At 65.8% G+C, this 23,292-nt stretch carries 22 protein-coding genes; 17 read left to right on the top strand and 5 right to left on the bottom strand.

The window, feature by feature from the left end:
- Nucleotides 1-3 precede the first annotated feature (3 nt).
- Both LVJ94_36210 and LVJ94_36205 read right to left on the bottom strand, forming a co-directional pair.
- Nucleotides 4-1,224, bottom strand: coding sequence for an NAD(P)-binding domain-containing protein (locus LVJ94_36210; protein WXB02349.1), 1,221 nt, complete (start codon nt 1,222-1,224; stop codon nt 4-6).
- Between the two features lie 96 nt (nt 1,225-1,320).
- Nucleotides 1,321-1,824, bottom strand: a complete 504-nt coding sequence (locus tag LVJ94_36205) for a DUF1285 domain-containing protein (GenBank protein WXB02348.1) — start codon at nt 1,822-1,824, stop codon at nt 1,321-1,323.
- 135 nt (nt 1,825-1,959) lie between these two features.
- Here LVJ94_36205 and LVJ94_36200 point away from each other — a divergent pair, with 135 nt between their 5' ends.
- Genes LVJ94_36200 through ubiA form a run of 8 tightly spaced genes read left to right on the top strand, consistent with a single transcriptional unit; the run spans nt 1,960 to nt 10,538 of the window.
- Nucleotides 1,960-3,570 (top strand): menaquinone biosynthesis decarboxylase, encoded by a 1,611-nt coding sequence (locus LVJ94_36200; GenBank protein WXB02347.1) that lies wholly within the window; start codon nt 1,960-1,962, stop codon nt 3,568-3,570.
- Nucleotides 3,567-4,259: a ubiquinone/menaquinone biosynthesis methyltransferase gene (locus LVJ94_36195; protein WXB02346.1), complete on the top strand. Its 693-nt coding sequence runs from the start codon at nt 3,567-3,569 to the stop codon at nt 4,257-4,259. Before LVJ94_36200 ends, LVJ94_36195 begins: the two co-directional genes overlap by 4 nt.
- The gene (locus LVJ94_36190; GenBank protein ID WXB02345.1) at nt 4,256-4,837 is read left to right on the top strand and encodes a UbiX family flavin prenyltransferase; all 582 of its coding nucleotides are present in this window, start codon (nt 4,256-4,258) and stop codon (nt 4,835-4,837) included. Before LVJ94_36195 ends, LVJ94_36190 begins: the two co-directional genes overlap by 4 nt.
- Entirely contained in the window at nt 4,834-5,379 is a 546-nt protein-coding gene (locus tag LVJ94_36185) for a hypothetical protein (protein WXB02344.1), read from the top strand. The genes LVJ94_36190 and LVJ94_36185 overlap by 4 nt, the downstream gene beginning before the upstream one ends.
- A complete protein-coding gene (mqnE, locus tag LVJ94_36180; GenBank protein WXB02343.1) occupies nt 5,376-6,530 on the top strand; it encodes an aminofutalosine synthase MqnE in 1,155 nt (384 codons plus the stop codon). Before LVJ94_36185 ends, mqnE begins: the two co-directional genes overlap by 4 nt.
- A complete protein-coding gene (gene mqnC / locus LVJ94_36175) occupies nt 6,527-8,398 on the top strand; it encodes a dehypoxanthine futalosine cyclase (protein ID WXB02342.1) in 1,872 nt (623 codons plus the stop codon). Before mqnE ends, mqnC begins: the two co-directional genes overlap by 4 nt.
- Nucleotides 8,395-9,609: an amidohydrolase family protein gene (locus tag LVJ94_36170; protein WXB02341.1), complete on the top strand. Its 1,215-nt coding sequence runs from the start codon at nt 8,395-8,397 to the stop codon at nt 9,607-9,609. The genes mqnC and LVJ94_36170 overlap by 4 nt, the downstream gene beginning before the upstream one ends.
- Nucleotides 9,606-10,538: a putative 4-hydroxybenzoate polyprenyltransferase gene (gene ubiA / locus LVJ94_36165; GenBank protein WXB02340.1), complete on the top strand. Its 933-nt coding sequence runs from the start codon at nt 9,606-9,608 to the stop codon at nt 10,536-10,538. The genes LVJ94_36170 and ubiA overlap by 4 nt, the downstream gene beginning before the upstream one ends.
- Here ubiA and LVJ94_36160 read toward each other — a convergent pair.
- A complete protein-coding gene (locus LVJ94_36160) occupies nt 10,505-11,200 on the bottom strand; it encodes a zinc-binding dehydrogenase (GenBank protein WXB02339.1) in 696 nt (231 codons plus the stop codon). The genes ubiA and LVJ94_36160 overlap by 34 nt on opposite strands.
- 545 nt (nt 11,201-11,745) lie before the next feature.
- Here LVJ94_36160 and rsgA point away from each other — a divergent pair.
- The gene (rsgA, locus tag LVJ94_36155) at nt 11,746-12,831 is read left to right on the top strand and encodes a ribosome small subunit-dependent GTPase A (protein ID WXB02338.1); all 1,086 of its coding nucleotides are present in this window, start codon (nt 11,746-11,748) and stop codon (nt 12,829-12,831) included.
- Nucleotides 12,832-12,842: 11 nt separating this feature from the next.
- Here the strand turns inward: rsgA and LVJ94_36150 are convergent, their stop codons facing one another.
- A complete protein-coding gene (locus tag LVJ94_36150; GenBank protein WXB02337.1) occupies nt 12,843-14,708 on the bottom strand; it encodes a sigma 54-interacting transcriptional regulator in 1,866 nt (621 codons plus the stop codon).
- A gap of 260 nt (nt 14,709-14,968) precedes the next feature.
- On the opposite strand from LVJ94_36150, the gene LVJ94_36145 reads away from it, so the two are divergent.
- The 8 genes from LVJ94_36145 to LVJ94_36110 all read left to right on the top strand — a co-directional run bounded on the left by LVJ94_36145 (nt 14,969) and on the right by LVJ94_36110 (nt 22,952).
- The gene (locus LVJ94_36145) at nt 14,969-16,489 is read left to right on the top strand and encodes an aldehyde dehydrogenase family protein (protein WXB02336.1); all 1,521 of its coding nucleotides are present in this window, start codon (nt 14,969-14,971) and stop codon (nt 16,487-16,489) included.
- A gap of 16 nt (nt 16,490-16,505) precedes the next feature.
- On the top strand, nt 16,506-16,916 hold the full coding sequence (locus LVJ94_36140) for a DUF779 domain-containing protein (GenBank protein WXB02335.1): 411 nt from the start codon (nt 16,506-16,508) through the stop codon (nt 16,914-16,916).
- A 74-nt stretch (nt 16,917-16,990) separates the two neighbouring features.
- On the top strand, nt 16,991-18,109 hold the full coding sequence (locus tag LVJ94_36135) for an ABC transporter ATP-binding protein (GenBank protein WXB02334.1): 1,119 nt from the start codon (nt 16,991-16,993) through the stop codon (nt 18,107-18,109).
- Nucleotides 18,110-18,111: 2 nt separating this feature from the next.
- Nucleotides 18,112-19,212 (top strand): ABC transporter ATP-binding protein, encoded by a 1,101-nt coding sequence (locus LVJ94_36130; protein ID WXB02333.1) that lies wholly within the window; start codon nt 18,112-18,114, stop codon nt 19,210-19,212.
- Complete coding sequence (locus tag LVJ94_36125; GenBank protein ID WXB02332.1) at nt 19,205-20,074, top strand: sugar ABC transporter permease; 870 nt, start codon at nt 19,205-19,207, stop codon at nt 20,072-20,074. The genes LVJ94_36130 and LVJ94_36125 overlap by 8 nt, the downstream gene beginning before the upstream one ends.
- On the top strand, nt 20,071-20,868 hold the full coding sequence (locus tag LVJ94_36120; protein ID WXB02331.1) for a carbohydrate ABC transporter permease: 798 nt from the start codon (nt 20,071-20,073) through the stop codon (nt 20,866-20,868). The genes LVJ94_36125 and LVJ94_36120 overlap by 4 nt, the downstream gene beginning before the upstream one ends.
- A gap of 35 nt (nt 20,869-20,903) precedes the next feature.
- Nucleotides 20,904-21,167 carry a DUF2160 domain-containing protein gene (locus tag LVJ94_36115; protein WXB10776.1) on the top strand — a complete coding sequence of 88 codons (264 nt, stop codon included), beginning with the start codon at nt 20,904-20,906 and terminating at the stop codon, nt 21,165-21,167.
- 12 nt (nt 21,168-21,179) lie between these two features.
- On the top strand, nt 21,180-22,952 hold the full coding sequence (locus tag LVJ94_36110; GenBank protein ID WXB02330.1) for an ABC transporter substrate-binding protein: 1,773 nt from the start codon (nt 21,180-21,182) through the stop codon (nt 22,950-22,952).
- 6 nt (nt 22,953-22,958) lie between these two features.
- On the opposite strand, the gene LVJ94_36105 is transcribed toward LVJ94_36110, so the two are convergent.
- Nucleotides 22,959-23,291, bottom strand: coding sequence for a DUF952 domain-containing protein (locus LVJ94_36105; protein ID WXB02329.1), 333 nt, complete (start codon nt 23,289-23,291; stop codon nt 22,959-22,961).
- Nucleotide 23,292 lies beyond the last annotated feature (1 nt).

Raw genomic sequence — 23,292 nt, 5'->3', positions numbered from 1 at the left:
GTCCTACGCCAGATTGGGGAGCGTCACCACGTCGACGTGCAGCACTTCGTCGAAAGCGCGAATCTCTTGGAGGCACATTTCTGACGGGCGCGACACCACCCGCAGCTTGGCACAGGATGCGCCGCCTCCTTCGAACACGCTGTTGGTGACTTCCTCCACGTTGATGCCATGTCGCTTCAGAACGGACAGCACGTTCGCGAAAGTCCCGATTTTGTCCTGCATGCGAATCACGACTTGGAAATTGGCAATCGACGTCGTCACGTTCACGACGTTGGGCACGTGTCCTTCGAGCAAAAAGCTCCGAATGACCCGCACCGTTTCCGTGGCCACGGCGAGCTGCGCTTGATCCGTCGCCGCCGCGATGTGCGGTGTTCCGTAGACGAACCCCGCGTTCTCTCCGTCGTACGGGCCGAAGATGTCGGTCGCGTACTCGTCCTTCCCACGCGGTTCGTCCGAATACACGTCGAGCCCCACGCGCAATCCGCGCGTGGCCACCGCCTCTCGCAGCGCCGCTTGATCGACCAGATCGGCGCGCGCCGCGTTGATGAGGATGGCGCGGGGGGGAAGCGCAGCCAAAAAGCGCTTGCCCACGATGTGCCGCGTGCGCTCGTTGATGGGAAGGTGCAGCGACACCACGTGCGACTTCGACGCGAGCTCGTCCAGCGAAGTTGCATGCAGTATGCCCAATTCCGCAGCGCGCACGGCGCTGAGCGAACGGCTGTAGCCCATGACCGTGAGCCCGAAGGCCTTCGCGCGATGCGCGACCTCGCGCCCCACCGCGCCCATGCCGACGATGCCAATCGTCTTTCCGTACAGCCCCTCGGCCTTGCTGTATTCCGCGCGTCGCCATTGGCCCTCGCGCAGCGACGTAACCGAGTCGACGATGCGCCGATCGATGGCCACCAAAAGGCCCATCACGAGTTCGGCCACCGCGGCGGCGTTCTTGCCCGGGCAATTGGCCACGTAGATGCCGCGACGGCTCGCCGCGCGCACGTCGATGGATTGGTACTCGGCGCCTGCGCGCACGATCAAATGCAGCGTCTTCGCATTGTCCAGCGCCGTCGCCGTGACGGGGGTGGAGCGCACCACGAGCACCCCGGCGCTCGCGATTCTTTGCTCCAACGATTCCTTGGTAAGCTCCGGTTCGTAGATGACTTCGACGGGAAGGGCAGAAAGCTCTTCAACCGCACGGGGGTGCAACTTATCGGCAATCAGAAGGCGCATCGTTCGTTGTGCGCGAGAATACCGGAAATTGGACGACGTTGTGGCACGCGCGTGCCAATCCCTGTCGATCGGCCAAATCGTGCCTTTCGTTCCTCGTCAGGCGGCGGAGCCGATCGCCACGGTCCGATCGCGCAGCTTGACGGCGGGCGAGCCTCCTTGGTCGACCAGCACGTCGGCCAGGGCGGTCTGTGCGTGGCGCGAAAACCGCGCCTCGAATGGCCCGCCGCGGGCACCCGCCTTCACCTTGGCGTAGAGCGCCCCGCTCTCACCGACGCGGGTCGTCGCGGGGTCCCAATCTTCCTCGGTGCCGTCGCTCAGGGTAAGAACGATGTCGTTCCCTGCGATTTTCAGCGTCGTGGCGACGTAGGGGGCGTCTTCCACCGTGAAGTACGTCCAGTCGTAGCCATTTTCCAGGATGTACCGCCCGTCCTCCGGGTGGCGCGAAATCCAGGTGTGCATGGCGGCGGCCAACTTTCCATGCTCCACCAGCCCCCCGTGGTGCCAAAAGCGCCCTTCGGCATCCAGCACGATGGTACTCTCGCGCGAGCGGCCCTCCGGTGGGGGAAAACGGAAGAACTCGGGGTGGTCGCCAGGTTTCATCGTCCCTGGGAGTTAAGCGCTCCTCGGGCTAGGGCAAGCGATGAGGTCGCGCGTCGGCTTGACCGCCGCCGTTCGCCAACCTAGAAGACAAATGTTTCAAAATTATTTGAAACATGCCGCCTCGCCCGGTCTTTCATGACCGCCGCGGGGCAAAAGGACGGACACGCAGCCATGGCGTACGACGGGTTCGGTGCATTCGCGAAGGCGCTCGAAGAGCGCGGCGAGCTCGTGCGCATTAAAGAGCGCATCGATCTTCATCTGGAGGCGTCAGAAATCGCCCAGCGCGTGATGAAGACGGAAGGCCCCGCCCTTCTGTTCGAGAACGTGCACGACACCACCCGACCGGATGCCCAGGCGCCCTTTCCGCTCATCGTCAATGCCTACGGCTCACGCCGCCGCATGTCGCTGGCGCTCGGGGTCGACGATCTGGAGCAGCATGCGCGGGCCATCGAGGAGCTGATCACGGCGCGTCCGCCGTCGGGGGCCCGCGAGCTGGTCGAGCTCGCGCGCAAAGTCCCCGAGCTCGCGCACGTCTTTCCGCGGCCGTCGCGCGAGGCGCCGTGCCAGGAGGTGGTGCTCACCGGCGACGAGGTCGATCTCGACCAATTGCCGATGATGACCACGTGGCCCAATGACGGCGGGCCCTTCATCACCTTGCCCAACGTCATCACGCGCGATCCGCAGTCGGGCGGGCGCAACATCGGCATGTACCGCATGCAGCGCATCGACCGGCGCACGACGGCGATGCATTGGCAGGTGCACAAGACCGGCGCGCGCCACTTCCGCGCCGCCAAGGAGCTCGGCCTGCGCCGGCTCGACGTCGCCGTGGCTTTGGGCGGCGATCCCGCGCTGACCTACGCGGCCACCGCACCGCTGCCCGATGGCATCGACGAGTGGATGTTCGCGGGCTTTCTCCGCGGAAGCGCGGTGCGCACGGTGAAGTGCAAGACCGTGGATCTCGAGGTGCCGGCCGAGTCCGACTTCGTGCTCGAGGGCTACGTCGATCCGTCGGAAGCGCTGTTCGACGAGGGGCCCTTCGGCGACCACACCGGCTATTACACCTTGGTGGAGCGCTTTCCGCGCTTTCACATCACGGCCATCACGCATCGCCGGGATGCCATCTACCCCGCGACGGTGGTGGGCCCGCCCCCGATGGAGGACGCGTGGCTGGGGAAGGCGACGGAGCGGCTCTTCTTGCCGCTGCTTCGCACGATGTTCCCGGAGGTTCGCGACATGAACCTGCCGGTCTTCGGCGCGTTCCACAATCTGGTGCTCATCTCGATCAAAAAGCAGTACCCGTTTCACGCGGCGCGCGTCGCCCACGGGCTCTGGGGCGCCGGGCAGATGATGTTCTCCAAGGTCATCTGCGTGGTGGACGACGACGTCAACGTGCAAAACCTGGAAGAGGTGGCCTGGCGGCTTCTCGCCAACCTCGATCCGAAGCGCGACATGTCCTTCGTCGAAGGGCCCATCGATCAACTCGACCACGGCGCGAACCAGGCGCTCTACGGCGGCAAGGTGGTCATCGACGGGACGCGCAAATGGGCCGAAGAAGGCTACACCCGCGAGTGGCCCGAGGTCTTGCGCATGAGCGACGCCGTCGTGCGCAAGGTCGACGCGCTCTGGCCGTCGCTCGGCATCGCCGGTGTGACACCACGAGCCCACGTTCTCGAGGGGGGAAAACACGATGGACCGGTCCAGCGCGTGCTCGATGCCGCGCGTGGCCTCATAGGGAGATCTCGATGACGTCATCTCATGGCGCCACGGTGCGAGCGATGTTCGATCGCATTGCGCCGACGTACGATGTGCTCAACCGGCTCATGTCGGCCGGCCGCGATCAGTTGTGGCGGCGCAAGGCCGTGGCCGCGCTCACGGAGCGCGCGCCCGAAGGAGCCCTGCTCGACTTGTGCGCGGGCACGCTCGATCTCACGGCGCTCCTCGACCGCGCCCGACCGGCGTCGCGCCTCGTGGCCTGCGACTTCGCCAAGGACATGCTCGAGCGCGGCCGGCACAAGGCCCCGCGCGCGGAGACCGTGGTGGGCGATGCGCTCGATTTACCCTTCGGCGACGGCGAGTTCGCCGGGGTCGTCTGCGGCTTCGGCATGCGCAACCTGGGCGACCTCGCGCGCGGCGTCGCACAAGTGCGTCGTGTGCTCGCGCCGGGCGGCGTCTTCGTCACGTTGGAGTTCTTCCGCCCCGAGCGCCCCGTCACGCGCGCCTTCCACGCGGCATACGCCGAGCACGTGATGCCCAAGGTGGGCGGCCTTCTGTCCGGCGACAAGCAGGCGTACAGCTACCTGGTGCGAACCATGAAGAACTTCGCCACGCGCGCCGAATACGAGACGGAGCTGGTTCGCGGCGGCTTCTCGCGCGTCACCTCGAGCGATCTCACCATGGGCATCGCCTCCATCGTCGTCGGCGAGGTGGCGCTGTGAAGATCGTCGTCGGCATCACCGGCGCGAGCGGCGCGCCCTACGCGAAGCGGTTGCTCGCCGTCCTCGCCGAGCGCCGCAAGGTCGACCCCGATCTGGAGCTCGGCCTGTGCCTCTCGCCGACGGCGCCGGAGGTGTGGGCCCTCGAGTGCGGCGGCGACTTGAAGCAGCAGCTCCGCGAGCAGCTGGGCGACATTCCGCTCTGGGGCCAGCGCGATTACCGCGCGCCCTTTGCCAGCGGCAGCGCGGGCTGGCACGCGATGGTCATCGTGCCCTGCTCCATGGGGACGGCGGCGCGCATCGCCCACGGCATTTCCGATTCGCTCCTCACGCGCGCCGCGGACGTCATGTTGAAAGAGCGGCGCAAGCTCGTCGTCGTCCCGCGTGAGACACCGCTCAGCGTCATTCACCTGGAAAATCTCACCACGCTCGCGCGCGCGGGCGCCACCATCCTCCCGGCCATGCCTTCGTTCTACAGCCATCCCCGCACCTTGGACGACGTCGTCGACAGCGTCGTCGCGCGCATCCTCGACCACGTCGGCATCGGCAACGATCTCGTGCGCCGTTGGGGGTCGACATGAGTACGTTGGTCGACATGGCCGTGCGCGCCGCAGGCCTCGAGCGCGTGCGCGAAGCGCGTGCCTCGGGGGCGCCGGTTTCCTCGGACGACCGGATCTTCGAGACGTGTGATCTGCTGGCCCTCGGAGCGCTCGCCGATCAAGTGCGGGTGGACGAAGTGGGCGATTTGGTGCGCGTGCACGTGGGGGAGGGATCGGCCGAGGATCAGTTGGTCGACGTGCACCTGCGCGACGTGGACGTCGGAACGCGCGGACTGCGTTTCTTGCGGGACGTGGCCATCGCGCGGCTCACCGCGCCGAAGGGGGCGCGCGTGCGCATCGATTGGACGGAGTGCGGCATGGAGCTCGCGCAGGTGGCCTTGGGCTTCGGCGCCAACGAGCTGGTGGGCATCATCGCCAACCGGCGCGGCCTGCCCATTGCGGAAGACAGCACCAAGAAAGTCAAAGGCGTGGGGGCCGTGGCCGTACAGCTCTTGAAGAAGCAAGAGCTCGAAGGCCTTCTTCAGCGCGCGGGGCGCCGTACCGAATTCGTGAGGACAGCATGACCATCGAATCCATTGCTCAGAAGGTGCAGCGGGGCGAGCGGCTCGACGAGAGCGATGCGCTGGCTCTTTTTCTCGAGCCGGATCTCCTGGCGGTGGGCGCGCTCGCCAACACCGTGCGCGAACGGATGCACGGAGACCGCACGTACTTCAATCGCAACATGCGCATCGAGGTGACCAACGTCTGCGTCGCCTCGTGCCTATTCTGCAGCTTCGCCAAGCTCGAAGAAGGCGCCCCCGGCGCGCACACCATGAAGGTGGAAGAAGCGTGGCGCGAGCTCGAGGAGCGCATGGACGATCCTCCGAGCGAGATCCACATCGTCAACGGCCTGCACCCGGGCTTGCCGTTTTCGTATTACGAGGACCTGCTGCGGGGCTTCAAGCGCATCAAGCCCGACATTCACATGAAGTGCTTCACCGCGGTGGAGATCCACTTCTTCGCGCAGCACTACAAGATGACCTACGCCGAGGTGCTCACGCGCCTGCGCGAGGCGGGGCTCGACAGCCTACCCGGTGGCGGCGCCGAGATCTTCCACGAGGACGTGCGCAAGCGCATCTCGCACGACAAGGCGAACGCCGACGAGTACCTCGAGGTGCATCGCGTGGCGCACGGGCTCGGGATCCGCACCAATGCGACGATGCTCTATGGGCACATCGAGACCTTCGAGCATCGGGTCGACCATCTCCTGCGCCTGCGCAAGCTCCAGGACGAGACGGGCGGCATGCAGGCCTTCATTCCGCTGGCCTTCCACCCCGATGGCAACGGCATGAAGAACCTGCCCGCGCCGACGGCGGTCGACGACCTTCGCACGTTGGCGGTGTCGCGCCTGGTGCTCGACAACGTTCCGCACATCAAGGCCTACTGGGTCAGCATGACGCCGAAGATCGCGCAGCTCGGTCTTCGGTTCGGCGCCGACGACATCGACGGAACCATCGTGCACGAGACGATTTACCATGCCGCCGGTTCGCGCTCGCCGCAGGGCCTGAGCTACAACGAGCTGGTTCGCTTGATCCGCGAGGCGGGCCGCATCCCCGTCGAGCGCGACACGCTTTACAACGTGGTGCGCGAGCATCCGAAGAGCGCGCTGCCCGAACATGCCTTGAAAGTGCGTGACCGCAAGGCGGAACGCCACATCCTGCCGGTGCTGCCATGAAAGTATCCGCCGTTCAGTACCTCAACGCCCGCCCGCTGTACGAGCCGCTCGCCGATAGAGACGGGGTTGCCCTCGATTTGGCCCTCCCCGCGGAGGTGGCGCGGCGGATCGCCGAGGAAGAAACTGACGTCGGCCTCGTGCCGGTGGCGGCGCTGGCGCAGCTCGGGGATACGCGCTTCGTGCGTGGTGCGGCCATCGCATCCCGCGGTGCGGTCCGCAGTGTGCGCATCGTGTCGCAGGTGCCCATCGATCAAATGACGGACATCGTTCTCGACGCCTCGTCGCGCACCAGCGCCGTGCTCGCGCGCCTGGTGCTGCGGGCGCGGCGCCGCGGTGCGGAGCCGCGCGTGCGCGTGCTGCCGCCGGAGCAGGCGCTCTCGGAGGTGAAGGGCACGTGTGGCGCCTTGATCATCGGCGACGTGGCGCTTCGCATCGAGAACGATTTCCCGTATGCGCTCGACCTCGGTGAGGCTTGGTACGAGTGGACGGGGCTGCCCTTCGTCTTCGCGGCGTGGGGCGGACGCACCGGTGGGCTGGCCCATGGCGGGGAGAAGCTTTTGCTCGCCGCGAAAGAAGAAGGGCTCGCTCGGCGCAATGCCATTGCGGATGCCTACGCCGCGAGCTCGGGCCTCGATGCGGCGAGCTTGCGCGACTACCTGCGCGAGAACATCCGCTTCGACTTTGGCGACGAAGAGCGCCGCGGCCTCGAGCGCTTCTACGTAGAAGGGCACCGCGCGGGCCTTCTGCCGCGCATGGACGTGCGCTTCTACGAAGACGGCGCGCGCGCCGTGTCGGTGCCGTCGCTCGACTCCATCCTCTCCCGCGCGGCCGAGGGCGATCGCCTCAACGCGGCGGAAGGCGAGCGCCTGCTCCACGAGGCGCCGCTCTTCGAGCTCGGCCTCGCCGCCGATGCCGTAAGGCGCCGCAAGCACCCGCACGACGTGGTGACGTACATCGTCGATCGCAACGTCAACTACACCAACGTGTGCACGACGAGCTGCCGCTTCTGCGCCTTTTACCGTCCCGTGGGGCACCCGGAAGGGTACGTCCTCTCGCGCGAGGTCCTGAGCCAGAAGCTCGGCGAGGTCGTCGAGGCCGGCGGCGTGCAGATCCTCCTCCAGGGCGGGCTCAATCCGGAGCTGCGCATCACCTATTACGAGGACCTGTTTCGCTGGATCAAATCCGAGTTCAAGCTCGGCCTCCACGCGCTCTCGCCCGAGGAGATCCTCCACATCTCGCAGCTGGAATCGATCAGCGTGCGGGACGTTCTGGAGCGGCTCCATGCGGCGGGTCTCGACTCCGTGCCCGGCGGCGGCGCGGAGATCCTCGTCGACCGGGTGCGGCGCAAGATCGCCAAGGCCAAGTGCACCAGCTCGGAATGGCTGGACGTGATGCGCGTGGCGCACCACATGGGGCTTCGCTCGAGTGCGACCATGATGTACGGCACCGTCGACACGGCGCGCGATCGCATCCTGCATCTGCTCAAGCTGCGCGAGCTCCAGGATGAAACGCGCGGCTTCACCGCCTTCTTCTGCTGGGATTTCCAGCACGAGCAGGGCGTGCGCATCACGGCGGGTGACACCGGGACGCACCTCTATCTGCGGCAGCAGGCCGTTGCGCGCCTGATGCTCGACAACATCGATCACGTGGGGGCGTCGTGGGTCACGCAGGGGCCGGACGTGGGGCAGGTGGCCCTTCGCTTCGGGGCCGACGACTTCGGCAGCGTCATGTTCGAGGAGAACGTCGTCTCCAGCGCCGGCACCACCTTTTGCATCAACGCCGACGCCATCGAAGCGCGCATCCGCGCCGCCGGCTTCCGCGCGACCCGCCGCAACGTGAAGTACGAGTGGCTCACGGAACCGGCATGATCGTTCACGCCGACCATGTCCTCCCAGGCGACGCGCCGCCGATCCGCGATGGTGCGGTGGTGGTCGCCGAGGATGGCACGATCGAGGACGTGGGGGCCGCGGCCGAGGTCCTCCCGCGCCACGGGGGGGCGCCCGTCGAGCGGGTGCACGGCGTCGTCTTTCCGGGGCTAGTCAACGCGCATACGCATCTCGAGCTGAGCGCGTTGCGCGGTCTCGTGCCGGGCGGGCATGGCTTCCTGCCGTGGGTCGATTCGTTGCTCGCCGCGCGCTTCGATGCCACGCCGGAGGACTCGCCGGAGTCCATGGAGGCCGCGGTCTCCGAGCTTCAGCGGCATGGAACCGCCGCCGTGGGCGAGGTGACGAACAGCCTCGCCGCGGCCGAGCACCTCGCGCGCAGCGGGATCGAAGGGTCCATTTTTCACGAGGTTTTCGGCGTGGGCGGGGACGTGGCCGAGCGCGCCGAGGAGATGCTCGCGGCTTCCAGCGCGGGGACCAGGGCGTGGCCCGGGCTCGCGTACGTTCCAACGGCGCATACCCTTCACACGACGCTTGCCGACGTGGTGCGCAAGATCGTCCAGCACGCGAAGGACGCCGGCTTGCGCACCAGCCTTCACCTGGCCGAGCACGCGGCCGAACGGCGTGCGCTGGAACATGGCGATGGCCCGGTGACCGATTGGCTGCGCGGGCGGCTGCGCGGTGCCGCAGACGTCGTGTGGCCGATGCAGTCGCCCATCGCGTACGCCGAGGCGCTGGGCGCACTGGGGCCGCACATGCTCCTGGTGCACTTGACCGACGCGCTGCCCGAGGAGCTCGAGCGCGTGGCGAAGAGCGGCTCGCACGTGGTGCTCTGCCCGCGGTCGAATTTGTACATCGAGGGCCGCCTTCCGCCGCTGCTCGCCGCACGCGCTGCGGGCATCGAGCCTGCGCTGGGGACCGACTCGCTCGCGTCGAACGCCTCGCTCGACGTGCTCGCCGAGGCGCGGGCGCTCGCGGACCGCTTCTCCACCGTGCCGGCGGCCGACCTCGTGCGCATGGCCACGCACAACGGTGCGCAGGCACTCGGCCGCCCGGCGCTCGGCCGCATTTCGCGCGGCGCACGCCCCGGGCTGCTCGCCGTGGACATCGCCGGCGCGGCACAGATTCAGGACGGAGCGGCGCTGCTGCTCCGGCACGTCAAAGCACCGCGTCGGTGGATTCGGGAGGTCTCGTGATCGTTGCTCGCTTGCGCTCGTATTCGACGTTGGTTGCCTTTGCGCACACGATTTTCGCGCTGCCCTTCGCGGCGTCGGCCGTGGTGCTCGCACTCTCGATGCCGCATCCACCGCTGACCGCTGCCCGCGTGGTGGCGATGCTCATCTGCATGGTCTCGGCGCGCACCAGCGCCATGGCCTTCAACCGCTGGGCGGATCGCGACATCGACGCGAAGAACCCGCGCACGGCGACGCGCCCCATTCAACGGGGCGACGTGCGTCCCTGGGAAGCCGCCGCGCTCGCCCTGGCTTCGGCCGCCGTCTTCGTTCTCTCGGCGACCACCTTGGGCACGGCCCCGGCGGTGCTCGCACTGCCCGTCCTGGCGGTGCTGCTCGGCTACTCGTACGCCAAGCGCTTTACGTGGGCTGCGCATGCGTGGCTTGGCGTCGCTTTGTCGCTCGCGCCGGGCGGAGCATGGATCGCCGTGGGGGCGCCGGTCACCGGAGGCATCCTTGCCCTCATGGTCGCCGTGGTGACGTGGTTGCTCGGCTTCGACGTGCTCTACTCCTTACAGGACGAAGGCTTCGATCGCGAGCAGCGCCTGCACTCCATCCCATCGCGCTTCGGCGCCTCGCGTTCGCTTGCCATGAGCGCCTTCGCCCACGTGGTCACGGTGTCCTCGCTCGCGCTCACCGGCGTGTTCCTACACCGCGGTGTCGTGTATTTCGCCGGCATCCTCGTGGTGGCGGGGCTCCTCGTTTGGGAGCACCTTCTCATTCACCCGCCGGTCGACCCGGCCCGCGACGCTCCGGGCACGTCGCGATGGGCGCGTGCGGATCTTTCCAAGATCGACAAGGCCTTCTTTGACATGAATGCGTGGATCAGCGTGGGCTTCTTCGCCGCCACGCTCATCGATCACATCACACGAACCGCGCCGCTGGCCACGTAGGCCATCACACTGCGCGCGGCACGCTCCAGGGGCTCGCGCACCTCCGTCGCGAGCTCGTGGAGCCCGTGCTCGCGCGCCGTCGCCGGCTGGAACAGCAGGGCTGCGAGCGGCGACGCGGCGAACGCGATGCGGCCCAGCGGTCCGAGCGCCTTGCGCGATTCGATCACGCGATCCCCCATCGCCGACTCGAGCACCACGTCCACGCCGCGATCGTTCGTGAGCGCACGCGCGTGCGCGGCGAAGCCATGGGGCAACAGGGCCGCCGCGCATCCCGCCCACACCGCGCGTTCTCGCTGCGCCTCCGATGCGACCACACCCAACACGGCGCCCGCGCCCAGCACCCGTGCGAACTGCACCGCGAGCAAACCGAACGCGCTGCCCGCGTCCTGAATCAACAGGGTCTCCCCCGCGCCCAATCGCACCACGTCCACCAGCACGTGGTACGCGTTCACCGCGATGCGGAGCGATGTCGGGAGCTGCGCATCGACGATCAGCCGCTCCGCGCGCGCATCGACGAGCCTCGCGTCGATGGCCACCGGCTCCCCCACGGCGAATGCCGATGTTCCTTCACCGACGCATGCCACCGTTCCCGCGATGGCCACACCCCCCGCCACATGAACCTCGACGACCAGCTCTCCCCGGTCGGGCGTGACGGCTTCCATGTCCCTTGTTGTGCTAGCTGCGCGCGCTGGATGCAGTCTTTTTCACATACTCATCGCAACATTTGGCGGGTGGTTGCGGTTGCACCAAAGACGCCGAAATTTTTCGGACCCCTAAAACGAACACAGAACCTGTGTTGACAGAAAGGTGCACATACGTCATCGTAGGACCGCCTCGAGCGAGACGTGTACGTGCAGTCCCGCAGGCGGAAAGGGATAGGGCCATGGAAATCACATCAGATTCGCAAGTGATGGGCCTTATCGCTCGACCCCGCGTGACGCTTGTCGTCGCTTTGGTTTGGTAACGCACTGGTAAAGCCAGGGCACTCGGGCGAACCAGGTCAAACGTCGGCGTAGGCCGCCGACATCACTTTTCGAGCGCCAACCGCGTGTGTGCCGGCCCCTCGTTGGGCCCCGCAGCTGACCTAGCTGCAGAGACCGCGCCGTTGGCAACCGCGTGAGCATCGCGTTCGAGCGCTCCGCGGCGGTACAGGGCTCTCTGTCACGAGGATTTCAATTCCATGCATCTGCAACACGATGTGTCTTGCATGTCCCAGTTGGGGTGGACGTCTTTTTTCGAATCGCAACATCGCCAACTCGGCGACCACCTTGAAAACGTCATTCCGGCACGCGTCGTTCTCGCGAGCCGCGGTCTGCTTCACGTCCTTGGCCCGCACGGCACCCGCCGCGCGGTGCTCGCCGGCAAATTGCGCCACGAAGCGATGGACGCCTCCGAGCTGCCCGTGGTGGGTGACTGGGTCGGCCTTCGGGGCGATACGGTCGCCGAACCTCTGCCCGTCGTTCATCGCTTCCAGCGTACGTCGTCGCTGACGCGAAAAGAGGCGGGACGACGCACCCGGCCGCAGGTCCTCGTGGCCAACGTCGACACGGTGCTCATCGTGAGCGCTCTCACGGCGGAGCTCAACGTTCGTCGCATCGAACGCTTCGTCTCCACTGTGCTCGAAGGCGGCGCTACCCCGGTCATCGTTCTCAACAAGGCCGACCTTTGCGAGAACCCCGAGCCGCTGTTCAACGCGGTGACCGAGGTCGCCGGCTCCACGCAGATGATCATCACCAGTGCCGCGACCGGCGCGGGCATCGATACGATTCGAGCCCTCGCACGGCGCGGGGAAACGCTGGCCATGGTCGGTGCCTCCGGGGTTGGCAAATCGGCGCTGACCAACTGCCTTCTCGAAGGGGAGGCCCACCAGCGCGAAGGCGCCGTCCGCGCCGCCGACGAGCGCGGAAAGCACACCACCACGCACCGCGAGCTCTTCGTGCTGCCAAGTGGTGCACTCCTCGTCGACACACCCGGCCTGCGCGAGCTCGCGCTCTGGTCGGACGACGTGGCCGCGAGCCCTCGCGGCTTCGACGAGGTCGATGCACTCACGGAGGCGTGTGCCTTCCGCGATTGCAAACACGAGACGGAGCCTGGCTGTGCGGTTCTCGCCGCCGTCGCCTCCGGGGAGCTATCGGAAGACCGCTTCCTCTCGTGGCGAAAGCTCGAGGCCGAGCAGCAATGGCTTCTCGCACGCCGCGGCCCCGGCACCGAGGAGGCGCGTCAGCAAAAGCAGCGCAATCGCATGATGGGGAAGATCTCGCGCCAAGTACAGCGCATGAAGGGCAACCGGTAGCTACGCGTTGGCTACTTCTTCTTCAGCATGCGGTACAGCGTGTCGCGCGCAACACCGAGTTTGCGCGCGGCATCGCTGATGTTCCCGCCCGAGGCGCGCACCGCCTCCTCCGCCGCCTCGCGCAGCACCTCGGTGCGCGTCCGCGTCGGAGATCCCGAGCTCACCAGGCGCTCGGGGAGGTGGTGCCGCTCGATGGGCCCTTCGCCCGCGAGCGCCACGGCGTAGGCCAGCGCATTGCGCAGCTCGCGCACGTTGCCCGGCCACGAGTGCTCTTCCAAGTAGGCGACGGCGGAGCGCGCGAGCTTCGGTGCCGGCGGATGGTGCTTCTCCAGCAGCGCCTGCGCAAGGCCTAGGCGATCCGTGCGATTGCGCAGCGGCGCAATGCGGATGCACGCGCCGTGCAGCCGGAAGAAAAGATCGCTCCGGAAGTCGCCCTGCTCGACCATCGTACCGAGATCGCGGTACGTCGCGCCAATCAGACGAAACGCCGACCTGCGAGGCCGCGAATCGCCCAGCCGGCGGTACGAGCCATCGTCCAGCGCGCGCAGCAGCGAGGCCTGCAGCGGCGCGGGCATCTCCGCAATTTCGTCGAGGAACAAGGTGCCGCCGTTGGCCGCGCCCAGAAGGCCGTCCGATCCCCGACGCCCCGCGCCCGTGAAGGCGCCCGGCGCGTAGCCGAACAACTCGCTCTCGAGCAACGTCGACGCGACCGCGCCGCAGTTGACCGCGATGAACGGGCCGCCGGCGCACTCGCTCGCGGCGTGAATGGCGCGGGCGAACAGCTCCTTGCCTGTCCCGGTCTCCGCCAGAAGAAGCATCGGCAAGCGCGTCTTCGCGAACTTGGCCGCGAGCTGCTTCGACTGCACCACCGCATCGTCGGTGGCGAAAATCTCCGCGAACGGCGTGGGGAGGTCCTCGTTCTTGACCGGCTCCAGGGCCTTCACGGGCGCACGCGGTGCCCGAGCCAGGGGATCGAAATGCACGATGATGCCGAAGGGGTGCTCGCCCTCGTCCAGCAACGGATCGAGCTTGACCCGGAAGCTGCCATCGCGCGTCTCGAATCGCGGCTCGCCGCCCTCGCGCGCCATCCGCGCCAGCGTGTCGAAGTCCATCCCGAAGAGCGTCTCGCAATCGACGAAGGCGCGCCCCGACAAGAGCGACCTTCGCGCGGCCTCGTTGTGGATCGCCACCGGCCCGCGTGGTTCCACGAGGATGGTCGGCGCGCTGGCGCGGGTTACCAGGTGTTCGATCGCGCCCAAGTTGCGGAAGCCCGCCCGCGCATACGTGATCGCCCGCAGCGAGCGCTCGATGGACATGGCGCTCGTCCGCACGACCAGCTCGAAGCCGCGATCGTGACGGTCCATCGGACCCGTGACATCGAGCACCGCCACGAGCTGCCCGTGCGGATCGAAGATGGGCGACGCGTAGCAAAAGAGCCCCGCGTTGCGCAGCTCGTAGTGCGCAGGTCCGATCACCGCGACCGGGGTCTGCTCGGCGATGGCCGTACCGATCGCGTTGACGCCACGCGCCCGCTCACTCCAATCCGCGCCCTCGACGAGGCGCACCCGCGTGGCTGTGTCGCGAAACGAGACACCGTCGTGCAGCGAAAGGATGACCCCGTCTTGATCGGAGACGAGCGCACACACCGAGCGATTCGCCAGGCTCCCCGGCAATTGTGCGAGGCGCCGGTGCTCCTCGCGAAAGATGCTCTCCAGGCGCGCGCGCCGATCGGCGAGGGCCGCGTCGCTCGGACCGATCGGATACCCATCGCCATCGCGCCGAAGGCCATACGCCTCCACGCGCGCAAACCGTGACGCGAGCGCCCGCCGTTGATCGGCGCGGCCCTCCACCTCTCCGGGGTCGGTCAAAACCAGCACCCCACCAAATGTATCCGCGTGCGGGAGACCGAGCTAGAGCGACGTCACAGTACAGCTAGCTCTCTGCGTCAAGCGCAAAATGTCTCGTATCTCGACATGATGCAGTGCGTAAATATTGCGAGCTCAATAACAGAAAACGCAGGAATCAAGGGAAAAATGCCGCGCAATCGGGCGGCACGTGCGTTGCGACATACCAGGCGCGTCATTTTCGCCGGACCCCGCGGCATCGCCGCGACCGACATTCAAACGCAGGTGACCCGATGCTCTATTCCTCGCCGAACCAGTCCGATTCCAAGGTGCAGTTCAAGTCGCGCTACGAGAATTTCATCGGTGGCGAGTGGTGTCCGCCGGTCAAGGGCAGGTATTTCGAGAACATCACGCCGGTGACGGGCCGCGGCTTCTGCGACGTACCGCGCTCGACGGCGGAGGACGTGGAGCGCGCGCTCGATGCCGCGCACAAGGTCAAGGGACGCTGGGGCCTGACGTCGCCCGCCGATCGCGCGCTCATGCTCCATCGCATCGCGGACCGCATCGAGCAGAACCTGGAAATGCTGGCCGTCGCCGAGACGTGGGACAACGGCAAGCCGGTGCGCGAGACCTTGGCGGCCGACATCCCGCTGGCCGTCGATCAGTTCCGCTATTTCGCAGCCGCCATTCGCGCACAGGAAGGCGCGGTGGCCGAGCTCGATCAGGACACGGTGGCCTACCATTTTCACGAGCCGCTCGGCGTCGTGGGGCAGATCATCCCGTGGAATTTTCCCATCCTCATGGCGGTGTGGAAGCTCGCGCCGGCACTGGCCGCGGGCAACTGCGTCGTCCTCAAACCCGCCGAGCAAACGCCCGCGTCGATCCTCCTCTTGATGGAGCTCATTGGCGACCTCCTTCCGCCGGGGGTGGTGAACGTGGTGAACGGCTTTGGGGTGGAGGCGGGCAAGCCGCTCGCTTCGAGCCCGCGGATCGCGAAAATTGCATTCACCGGCGAGACCACGACGGGGCGCCTCATTCTGCAGTACGCCTCGGAGAACCTCATTCCCGCGACCTTGGAGCTCGGCGGCAAGTCGCCGAACATCTTCTTCGACGACGTCGTGGCGTACAGCGACGACTTCTTCGACAAGTGCCTCGAAGGCTTCGCCATGTTCGCCTTGAACCAGGGCGAGGTGTGCACCTGCCCCTCGCGCGCCCTCATCCAAGCGAACATTCATCAAGGCTTTCTGGAGCGCGCGATTGCCCGCACGAAGCGCCACGTGCCCGGCCATCCGCTGAATACGACGACCACAGTGGGCGCGCAGGCCTCGAATGATCAGCTCGAAAAGATTCTCAGCTACATCGATATCGGCAAGAAGGAAGGCGCCAAAGTTCTCCTCGGCGGTGAACGCGTCAAACTCTCCGGAGAGCTCGCCGGCGGCTACTACGTCCTGCCGACGATTCTGGCGGGCCAAAACAGGATGCGCATCTTCCAAGAGGAGATTTTCGGACCCGTGGTCTCCACCACGTCGTTCAAAGACTTCGACGATGCCATCTCGATTGCGAACGACACACTCTACGGTCTGGGCGCCGGCGTGTGGACGCGCGATGGGACGAAGGCATACCGCGCGGGCCGTGCCATCCATGCGGGGCGCGTGTGGACGAATTGTTATCACCTCTACCCGGCGCACGCCGCGTTCGGCGGGTACAAACAGTCCGGCATCGGACGTGAGACGCACCTGATGATGCTTCAGCACTACCAGCAGACGAAGAACCTACTCGTCAGCTATTCACCCAAAGCCATGGGGCTATTCTAGACGGCGAAGAAGACCGATGTTGATTCCCCGAGTGCTTGCAACCGAGGCGGCCCTCGCGCTGATTGATACGTTGAAGGAGGAGCACGGGCCGCTGCTCTTCCACCAGTCGGGAGGCTGCTGCGACGGCAGCGCACCCATGTGCTATCCGATTGGAGAATTTCGCATTGGCGTCAACGACGTCTACCTCGGCGAGGTAGGAGGCTGCGCGTTTTACATGGGGGGCGCGCAGTTCGATTATTGGCAGCACACCCAGCTCACGCTCGACGTGGTGCCCGGGCGAGGCAGTGGATTTTCGCTCGAGGCGCCAGGTGGCGTCCGGTTCATCGTGCGTTCCCGCGTGTTTGGTGAGGACGAACTGCGGTCGCTCCCCGTCCTACGACGGGGGCCCCAGCTCGGGCGGCCCACGCGTACCCGCACGCCCACTTGAGGCCGAGATGTAACTCAGGAGTAAAGCTGGATTCAAAAAGCGTTCTCCGATAGCTTGCGGCGTTTGAGGACGCCGTGAAGCAAGGGATCGAGCTCGATCACGTCACCCGTATCGTCGACGGAGAAACCTACCTCTCGAACATCAGTATGACCCTGGAGCCGGGCGGCTTTTACGTCCTGCTCGGGCGCACTCGTGCGGGGAAAACCTCGCTTCTGCGCCTACTTGCGGGTTTGGATCGGTCGACGACGGGTACAGTGAAACAAGATGGAGTGGACGTAACGCGGCGCGGGGCAGGTCAGCGCAACGTCGCGATGGTCTACCAGCAATTCGTCAATTACCCATCGCTGACCGTTTACGAGAACATCGCCTCGCCACTCCGCCTGAGAAAGACCGTTTCTCGGGAGGAGATCGATCGCAAGGTGCGAGAGACGGCCACGAAGCTCCGGCTCGATGCCCTGCTTCAACGCCTACCTGCCGAGCTCAGTGGCGGTCAGCAACAGCGCACGGCCATGGCGCGCGCGCTCGCCAAGGATGCCGATCTTCTGCTCCTCGACGAGCCGCTCGCGAACCTCGATTACAAGCTGCGTGAAGAGATGCGCGTCGAGATCCGGCGCCTCTTTCAAGGCCGGCACGATGCCGTCGTCGTGTATGCGACGGCCGATCCCGTGGAAGCACTTTTGCTCGGCGGCAACATCGTCGTGATCGACGAAGGCCAAGTCATCCAGCGCGGTGCGACGCTCGACGTGTACCACGCGCCGGCGACGGAGCGGGTGGGGGAGGTCTTCAGCGATCCGCAGATGAACGTGCTCACGGTGGACGTGACGGATGGCGCGCCGAAGCAAATTCGTTTTGCCGACGACGTGCAGTTTCCGCTGCCTGCGCATTTGAAGGAGCTGCCCGCGAGCACCTATCGCCTGGGCATTCGCGCCAACCACGTGCGCCTCACCCAAGGGACGGAGAGCGACATCCGCGTACCGGCGCACGTCGAGATCGCGGAGACGAGCGGCTCGGAGACGCTCGTTCACGCCACCCACGGCAAGACGACGCTCACCGCCCAGGTAGAAGGCGTGATTCGCGTCGCGCCCGGCACGAAGGTCGATTTCTTCCTCGACGCCGGGCGACTCTTCGCATTCGAGAAAAATGGACGCTTGGCCGCCGCCCCGGCACCTCGCGCGTTGGCCCCGAAGGACTGAGCATGGCACGCATCGAACTTCGCGGTATTTCGCATACCTATGCCGGGGGAGCGCCCGCGCTCAAGCCGCTCGAAATGGTGTGGGAAGACGGTGGCGCCTACGCGCTGCTCGGCCCTTCCGGGTGCGGCAAGACCACGCTGCTGAACATCATTTCGGGCCTTCTTCGGCCGACGGTCGGCTCGATTTTGATCGACGGCAAGGACGTGACGCACGCGCCGCCGGAGGAGCGGAACATCGCGCAGGTGTTTCAGTTCCCCGTGGTGTACGACACGATGACCGTGTTCGATAACCTGGCGTTTCCACTCCGGAATCGGCGGGTGCCCGAGAAGGAGATTCGCCAACGGGTCGAGCAGATTGGCGATTTGCTGGAGATGTCCCACCAGCTGGGTCGGCGCGCGCGCGGTCTGTCGGCCGACGAGCTGCAGAAGATTTCGCTCGGGCGGGGGCTGGTGCGCAAGGACGTGGCGGCGATTCTGTTCGACGAGCCGCTCACGGTCATCGACCCGCACGCGAAGTGGCTTTTGCGGCGCAAGCTGAAACAGATTCATCAGGCGACACCGGTGACGCTGGTGTACGTCACGCACGACCAGGTGGAGGCGCTCACGCTGGCCGATCGCGTGGTGGTGATGAACGTGGGCAGCGTGGTGCAGCAAGGCACGCCGGAGGATCTGTTCGAACGGCCGGCGCACACCTTCGTGGGGCACTTCATTGGAAGCCCCGGAATGAATTTCCTGCCGTGTTCCGTCGAGGAGGATGCGGCGGTGGTGGGCGCGCATCGCGTACCGCTCGATGCGAAGGTGTGCGCGAAGGCGCGCTCGGCGAAAGGCCCCATCCTGCTGGGCGTGCGTCCGGAGTTTCTGCGCCGTGCGGAGCCGGAGGCGCTCGGCGCCATTCGAACCACGGTGGGGCACGTGGAGGAGCTGGGCACGCACGTGATTGCGTCCGCCTCCTATTCGGGAGGGGGGGGCGAACAGGAGCTAAAGGTGAAGTTACCCGAGGGATCGAAGGTCACGGCCGGCGAGACGCTGTGGCTCGAATTGCCTGCGTCGCGCACGACGCTCTATGCCGATGGCGAAGCCGTCGTGGGCGAAAACCATGGATAAACCGGTCAATCATCGCGCCTGGTTCCTCGTCACGCCCGTCGTGGCGATCGTGGCCTTCAGCGCGGTCATCCCGCTGATGACCGTGGTGAACTACTCCGTGCAGGACATCCTCGGTCCCGAGCAGCGCATCTTCGTGGGCACCGACTGGTTCCAAAAGGTGATGCACGATCCGGAGCTGCACGGCGCGCTCTTGCGGCAGATCGTCTTCTCCTTGGCGATCCTGTCCGCCGAGCTGCCGCTTGGCGTGGGGCTCGCGCTGGTGCTTCCGCGCGAAGGGTGGCGCTCGTCGCTGAGCCTCGTCTTGGTGTCCTTGCCGCTCCTCATTCCGTGGAACGTCGTCGGCACCATCTGGCAGGTCTTCGGGCGCGGCGACATCGGTCTCGGCGGCGTGGCCCTCCATGCGCTGGGCATCGACTACAATTACACGTCGAACGCCGTGCACGCGTGGCTCACCGTGCTGGTGATGGATGTCTGGCACTGGACACCGTTGGTCGCGCTCCTGGCGTACGCCGGCTTGCGTGCCGTTCCGGATGCATTTTACCAGGCCGCCAAGATCGACGGCGCCTCCCGCTGGGCCATCTTCCGCTACATCGAGCTCCCCAAGCTGGGCGGTGTCTTGACCATCGCCGTGCTCCTGCGGTTCATGGATAGCTTCACCATCTATACGGAGCCGTTCGTGCTCACGGGCGGGGGCCCGGGCAACTCGACGACATTCTTGAGCCAATACCTGGCCACCCTGGCCGTGGGGCGCTTCGACCTCGGGCCGGCCGCCGCGTTCTCCTTGGTGTACTTTCTCGTGATTCTGCTCTTCAGTTACATCTTCTATACGGCGATGAATTCCAAGGGCGAGGCCGGCAAATGAAGGGCTCCCGTTTTCTCGCGCCGCTCTACCTCTTCGCGAGCTTCGTGCCGATTTACTGGCTCGTCTGCATGTCGTTCAAAACGAACGAAGAGATCCTGGGCAAGTTCACGTTTTTCCCGCAGTCGCCCACCTTGGACAACTACTCGATCATCTTCACCGATTCGAGTTGGAGCCAGAGCTACCTCAATTCGATCACCTACGTGACCATCAACACCGTGCTCTCCGTGTTGGTGGCGCTTCCTGCGGCGTATGCGTTTTCGCGTTACCGCTTCCTCGGCGACAAGCACCTGTTCTTCTGGCTTTTGACGAACCGCATGTCGCCGCCCGCGGTCTTCCTCCTCCCGTTCTTCCAGCTCTATTCGAGCATTGGCCTGTTCGACACGCCGTGGGCCGTCGCCCTTTCGCACACGCTCTTCACCGTTCCACTGGCCGTGTGGATCCTCGAGGGCTTCATGTCGGGCATCCCGCGTGAGATCGACGAAACGGCGTACCTCGACGGCTATAGTTTCGCGCGCTTCTTCGTGCGCATCTTCCTGCCGCTGGTGCGCGCGGGCGTCGGCGTCACCGCGTTTTTCTGCTTCATGTTCAGCTGGGTCGAGCTGCTCCTCGCGCGAACCCTCACCTCGGTGGACGCGAAACCCATCGCCGCCACGATGACCCGCACCGTGAGCGCGGCCGGCATGGATTGGGGCGTTCTCGCCGCCGCCGGTGTGCTCACCTTGATCCCAGGGGCCATCGTGATTGGCTTCGTCCGTAACTACATCGCAAAGGGCTTTGCCCTCGGGCGGGTGTGACCATGCCGCAAGCTTCCGATTCAGCCTTGGGATGGATGGTATGGACGGCGCCGACCGCGATCTTTTTCATCGTGATCGCCTTGCTCATCGTAGCCTTTACGGTATGGGGAATCGTCTCCCCGCCGGTGGAAAGGCGAGGTTTCCTCCCCATGCCGACGACCCGCGGGGATCGTCTCTTCGTCGGCTTACTTGGTAGTGCGTTCATCCACTTGATCTGGATTGCTCTTACAGTCGCATCACCGTGGATTGCGACGGGTATCTCACTTCTGTACATGCTCGCCATCGGAAGATGGGGCTAATCGAGGCTAACCATGAATTTCCTAACGCGATATGCGGTCTATTTCGGGCTTGGAACGGTGGCCGTCACCGCAGCCGGGTGTAGTAAGAAAGAGGCCCCCGTTGCGGCCACGCAGACCGATCTCTCGGCGCTGGACAAGGCGGCGGAGAAGTGGGTCGACTCGGAGTTCCAGCCGAGCACCCTCTCGCGCGAAAAGCAGCTCGAGGAAATGAAGTGGTTCCGCGATGCGGCCAAACCGTTCCGCGAGAAGGGCATGACCGTCAACGTGGTGTCCGAGACCATCGACACGCACGTCTACGAGTCGAAGACCTTGGCCAAGGCCTTCGAGGAGATCACCGGCATCAAGGTGAAGCACGACATCATCCAAGAGGGTGACGTCATCGAGAAGCTGCAGACCGAGATGCAGTCGGGTCGCGCGATTTACGACATGTACGTCAACGACAGCGATCTCATTGGAACGCACATGCGCTACGGCGTGGCCGTTCCGCTGTCGGACTTCATGACCGGCGAGGGCAAAGACGTGACGTTGCCCACGCTCGACCTCGACGACTTCATCGGAAAGAGCTTCGGCACGGGCCCCGATGGCAAGCTTTACCAGCTGCCCGATCAGCAATTCGCGAACCTGTATTGGTTCCGTTACGACTGGTTCAGCAAGCCGGAGTTGAAGGCGAAGTTCAAGGCCAAGTACGGCTACGAGCTCGGCGTGCCGGTGAACTGGTCGGCCTACGAGGACATTGCCGACTTCTTCACCAACGACGTGAAGACCATCGACAACGTGAAGGTCTACGGCCACATGGACTACGGGAAGAAAGACCCGTCGCTCGGCTGGCGCTTCACGGACGCATGGCTCTCCATGGCCGGCGTCGGCGACAAGGGTCTTCCCAACGGCAAGCCCGTCGACGAGTGGGGCATCCGCGTCGAAGGCTGCAACCCGGCGGGATCGAGCGTCGCGCGTGGTGGAGAGGCCAACGGCCCCGCGGCGGTGTACGCGCTCACGAAGTACATCGACTGGCTCAAGAAGTATGCGCCGCCGGAAGCGGGCGGCATGACCTTCTCGGAGGCCGGTCCGGTTCCTGGGCAGGGCAACGTCGCGCAGCAGATCTTCTGGTACACGGCCTTCACCTCGCCGCTCACCAAGCCGGGGCTCGCGGTCGTGAACGAAGACGGTACGCCCAAGTGGCGCATGGCTCCTTCGCCGCACGGCCCGTACTGGGAAGAGGGCACGAAGCTCGGTTACCAGGACGCGGGCTCGTGGACGATGCTGAAGAACGCCCCGCTCGAGCGCCGCAAGGCCGCGTGGCTCTACGCCCAGTTCACCGTGGCGAAGACCACCTCGCTGAAGAAGTTCCTCACCGGCCTCACGCCGATCCGTGACTCTGACTTGAAGTCCGAGGCGGTCACCAAGATCGCGCCGAAGCTCGGCGGCCTCGTCGAGTTTTACCGGAGCCCCGCCCGCGTGGCGTGGACGCCCACCGGCACCAACGTGCCGGATTATCCGAAGCTCGCGCAACTCTGGTGGCCGAACGTGAGCAGCGCGGTCACCGGCGAGAAGACGCCGCAAGCCGCGATGGACACCCTCGCCGAGCAGATGGACGACGTGATGGCGCGGCTCGAGAAGGCGGGCATGAAGAACTGCCCGCCCAAGTTGAACGAGAAGAAGGATCCGAAATACTGGTTCGATCAGCCGGGCGCGCCCAAAGGCAAGCTCGCGAACGAGAAGCCGAAGGGCGAGACCGTTCCGTACGAGCAGCTGCTGCAGGCGTGGAAGGAAGGCCGGGTCAAGTAACGCCGCTCAAGTGACTTTGTCGGGCTCGCGGGCGAAGTCCGCGAGCGAAGAGACCGCACGCACCGCGGCGCGAGGGATCGCGCCGTGGACGTGCGGCATCGGTCCACGCGGTGTGTTGGCGACGACGACGGGGGCGGTCAACGCGCGCGGGTCGATGCGCAGGATCACGAGCGACGCGTCCTTGGGGAAGTAGAGCCGCGCGCTCTCGGGCACCGCGTCCCGGTAGGAGCAGTGGATGAAGCCCTCCGTCGCGAGCGACGGCGCGGTGTAGGCATCGCTTCCGTCGGCCTGGAAAGCTGTCCAGGTTGCGCTCGTAGCAATGTGAAAGAGCCAACGCATT

The sequence above is a fragment of the Sorangiineae bacterium MSr11367 genome (genome assembly GCA_037157805.1).
GTDB lineage: Bacteria > Myxococcota_A > Polyangia > Polyangiales > Polyangiaceae > Pendulispora > Pendulispora rubella.
This window is presented reverse-complemented; position numbering and strand designations above follow the sequence as displayed.